The organism is Rhizobacter sp. P1_G5, assembly GCF_056405435.1.
In genome coordinates, this window is sequence record NZ_JBFUCB010000791.1 from 1 (window position 1) to 2,375 (window position 2,375).

Annotated in this window: 3 protein-coding genes and 1 pseudogene; 1 reads left to right on the forward strand and 3 read right to left on the reverse strand. The window is 65.0% G+C overall.

Going from position 1 to position 2,375, the window contains the following annotated elements:
• Nucleotides 1–187 (forward strand): hypothetical protein (locus AC1D12_RS31105; protein WP_477845059.1); only part of this gene is annotated, 187 nt, incomplete at its 5' end.
• 52 nt (nucleotides 188–239) lie between these two features.
• Here the strand turns inward: AC1D12_RS31105 and AC1D12_RS31110 are convergent.
• The 3 genes and pseudogenes from AC1D12_RS31110 to AC1D12_RS31120 form a co-directional block, all read right to left on the reverse strand.
• A complete protein-coding gene (locus AC1D12_RS31110; RefSeq protein WP_477829162.1) occupies nucleotides 240–620 on the reverse strand; it encodes a hypothetical protein in 381 nt (126 codons plus the stop codon).
• Nucleotides 621–1,495: 875 nt separating this feature from the next.
• Nucleotides 1,496–2,182, reverse strand: coding sequence for a lipoprotein-releasing ABC transporter ATP-binding protein LolD (gene lolD / locus AC1D12_RS31115; protein WP_477845060.1), 687 nt, complete (start codon nucleotides 2,180–2,182; stop codon nucleotides 1,496–1,498).
• Nucleotides 2,175–2,375, reverse strand: a pseudogene (locus AC1D12_RS31120) (lipoprotein-releasing system transmembrane subunit LolC); the annotation flags it as partial. The gene lolD and the pseudogene AC1D12_RS31120, both read right to left, overlap by 8 nt.

Sequence of the window (2,375 nt, forward strand, 5' to 3'; positions counted from 1 at the left end):
AGGTCAGGGCGTCGGGCGGGCGCTGCTGCTGGCCGCGCTGCATGCGCAACGAGACCTCGGTTATGCCTACGCAGTCATCGGCAGCGCCGGGCCGAAGGCGTTCTACGAGAAGACGGTCGGCGCGGTCGTGATCGAGGGATCGTCGCCCGGGATCTATGCCGGGATGCTGCGGGCAAGCCTCGAATAGGATCTGCGCTTCGAGCACAACGCTTTCGAGGCTGGCTCGGCAAGCAAGGCCGTCAGCCTCTCAATCCAGGGCGACCGTCGGCTCCCAGACCATAGAAGTAGAGTTGGTCCGGAACAGAGACGGGCGCCTCGGGCGGGGCCGACGAGGGTCTGTGGAGAACGCCCTCGGCAATGACCATCAGCGCGTAGACCCCCAACGCGATACCCACCCCCGGCTCGTAGCCAGCAAGCCCGCACGCGATCGTTGGAGGCAGCATCGACAGTTTGACTCTGGCCCAGCCTTGGTTGTGAACTGCAAGGAATTCCCTGGCGCCATCCCGAACGAACCCGATGCCGTCACGGGCCGAGCCCACATGCTCTTGAATATGCAGGCTCTCGTCGAGAGTGACCAGGGTGTTGGTCAGCAGTTGCGACCGGTTCAGATTTCCAAACATTTGAGGTCTTGCTCCAATTTCGTGTGGCACCAATGCGAACCCGCACCGGAGTTGCCCATCGCAGGTGCCCGGTCATGGACGCTCCATGAGTGATTGACTTCGCAGATTCGATCCCAACGGCCGCGCATCGACCCACTTTGCGGATCTGTAGTTGAAGCACCTACTCATCGCACTCCTGCGGCGGGAGCCCCTTCGAGTCTTGTGACCCATCAAGCGATTGCAAGCCGTCAGAAGCCGAATCGGAATCGCCTACCCGAACTTCGCGCAACTCTTCGGAAGGTCTCTCACCGCCTGAAGCGTCGGGATCCTCGGCGTCGGCTGTCGAATCTTCGCGATCACTTGGGTTTTGACAGGACTGCCTCCATCGCTCGCCCCCCTGGGTAGTCAATGCGGTTCCAAGGCTCGACATCACCAGGAAACCTGCAATGGCCGCCAGGGTCGCAGCAGAGGAAAGGTTTTCATCGCTCAGCAGACTGAGGAGGTACCCGCCCATGCCAAGGCTTGGCAAACCCGCAGCCACCATGGCGCGTCCCGGATTGCGTTCAACGCACCCACAAGACGAACGTGCGAGACCTCGGGCGGTATTGAATTGGCGCTCGATAAAGCTTCCTCGCTCCTGTCCAGCGGGCCCCTCCTGCAAACTGAAAGAGTTGCTCCGCGATCGGCCTGTCGTTGGCGATGGAGTGCTCATGTCGGGTTCCTTTGAAGTCCTGGAGGCCATTCATGCCCCGACCGAACCCGCCCATGGCAGGTCGACGATCAGGACACCGAATGAGTGACCAACGGGTCGATCCGGTTCCACCGTGAACGATGTCTTCGTCCGTCTCTGCAGCCATCGCTCCCGCGATGGCCACACACACCGACACCGCGGGCACTCAGTCGACCAGCCGCCCCTGCTTCAACCGAAGCACCCGATCACAGCGCTTCGCCAGCGCCTCGTCGTGCGTGACCATCACGAAGGCCGTGCCCTGGTTGCGCGCGAGTTCCAGCATCAGCGCGAACACCCCATCGGCCGTCTCGCGGTCGAGGTTGCCGGTCGGCTCGTCGGCCAGCACGCAGGCCGGCTTGCCGGCCAAGGCCCGCGCGATCGCGACGCGCTGGCGCTCGCCGCCCGACAGCTCCGACGGCCGATGCTGCACGCGTGCCGCCAGGCCCACCTGCGCGAGCACCGCCTGCGCCTGCTCGCGCGCCTCGGGCTGCGTCAGCCGGCGGATGCGCAGCGGCATCGCGACGTTGTCGAGCGCGGTGAACTCCGGCAGCAAATGGTGGAACTGATAGACGAAACCGAGGTGTCGGTTGCGCCACACGCCCTGCTCCGCCGCGTTCATGTGCGAGAAATCGCGGCCCTTCAGCTGCACCGCGCCGCTGGTGGGCGCTTCGAGCCCGCCCATCAGGTGCAGCAGCGTGCTCTTGCCCGAGCCCGACGCGCCGACCACCGCCACCGTCTCGCCGGCGCGCACGCTCAGCGCCACGCCCTGCAGCACGTGCACGTCGAGCCCGCCTTCGCTGAAGCGCTTGTGCAGCGCCTGCGCATCGATCACCAGCTCGCGTGCGTCACTCATAGCGCAGCGCCTCCGCCGGTTGCACGCGGCTCGCGCGCCAGCTCGGGTAGAGCGTCGCAACGAACGACAGCACGAGCGAGATCAGCGTGATCGGCACGATGTCGGCGGCCTGCGGGTCGCTCGGCATGCGGCTGATCAGGTAGATGCTCGACGGCAGGAAGCTGGTGCGCAGCAGGTGCTCGATGAACGGCAC